Annotated in this window: 2 protein-coding genes and 1 pseudogene; all 3 read right to left on the reverse strand. The window is 62.5% G+C overall.

The window, feature by feature from the left end:
• A pseudogene (locus EOA86_RS40995) lies at positions 1-158 on the reverse strand (TIGR04076 family protein); the annotation flags it as partial.
• Positions 159-644, reverse strand: coding sequence for a DUF3830 family protein (locus tag EOA86_RS35485; protein ID WP_128345720.1), 486 nt, complete (start codon positions 642-644; stop codon positions 159-161). It abuts the pseudogene before it with no gap.
• 4 nt (positions 645-648) lie between these two features.
• On the reverse strand, positions 649-1173 hold a 525-nt coding region (locus tag EOA86_RS35490; protein WP_164892363.1), incomplete at its 5' end, for a GntR family transcriptional regulator.

A 1173-nucleotide genomic window follows, 5' to 3' on the forward strand; every position in this document is an offset into this window, starting at 1 on the left:
TAGATCGAAAAACCCTGCCCCGACGGCATCGACAGCATCTCGCCCTTTAGCTCGAAATAATCGCCTGATTTGGCGCCGCAATAGATCGGCTTGCCCTCGGGGATCACCGCCTCGACGCGAAGGTCGAAAAGTTCGAAACTGTCGTCGCTCTCAGCCATTCAGATCTCCACCCGGGTGAAGGTGATTTCGCAAGCGCCGTTGCGGCGGATCACGCCGCAGGCGACGGCGAACCGGTCGCGCTCCTCGGGACGCACCTGCGCGACCACGCTTCCGGCAAGCCAGCCGATCGGGAACAGCAGACGCGCACCCTGGCCATAAAACAGGCCGATGTCGAATATCGCATTCGGACTGCCGCCCCACATGCGCGGCGGCACGTAGGATAGCACGATGTCGCCCGGCTGCGGCGTCAACGTTGCATTCTCCGCCGGCAACGGCCTGGCATAGGCTTGGCCCTCAATATCCGCTGATGGAACCGGGCAGGAGATTTCCGGCCCTGTCCACATCGCATGGATGCCGGCAACGACGCGCGGCTGCTCGAAATAGGCCAGCAGGAAAGAAGCGTTCTCGGGCGCCTTTTCAGGCAACAGAAGCGCCGTCACGGACAGCTTTGAGCGTGGCTCGGCGATGCTGATGGCAAGCGTCATGCCCTCAATCTTTCCTATTGGCGGATTGAAGCTTGTCGCGCAGGAAAGCGAAGGGCCGGCTGATGTCGGCCACCAGCGCCTCGCGCGCTGCTTTGGCATCCTGCCTTGCAAGCGCTGCGACAATGCTGCGGTGATAGTGGGCGGTATCGACCTCGCCGGCATCCGAAAAGGCGTAGATGGCGACGCGGATACAGGGTCCGGATTGTAGCCACAGGCTCTCGATCATCGGGATCAACACGGCGGAGCCGCAGCAACGGTAGATCTCAAAGTGGAAGCTCTGGTTGAGCGTCGCCTCGCGGTCGATATCCTTTTTGTGCTTTAACGCCCGCATCTCGTCCCACTCGCCGAGCATGGCTTCGACCGAAGCAATCTGGCGCGGATTCATGCGCGTGGCAGCCAGCGCGATCGCTTCGCCCTCGATCAGGGAGCGGGCGCGCAAGAGATCGTCGATACGCTCCAGCGTGATCGGCGGCACGCGCACGGCACGGTTGGGAAGCGCCTCCAGCGCCTTCTCCGTGATCAGCCGTCC

It is taken from the genome of Mesorhizobium sp. M5C.F.Ca.IN.020.32.2.1 (genome assembly GCF_004023105.1).
In the GTDB taxonomy this organism is placed as follows: domain Bacteria; phylum Pseudomonadota; class Alphaproteobacteria; order Rhizobiales; family Rhizobiaceae; genus Mesorhizobium; species Mesorhizobium wenxiniae.

Coding starts and splice junctions, on each gene's coding strand:
- EOA86_RS35485 (WP_128345720.1), bottom strand. CDS start 644: ATGACGCTTGCCATCAGCATCGCCGAGCCACGCTCAAAGCTGTCCGTG.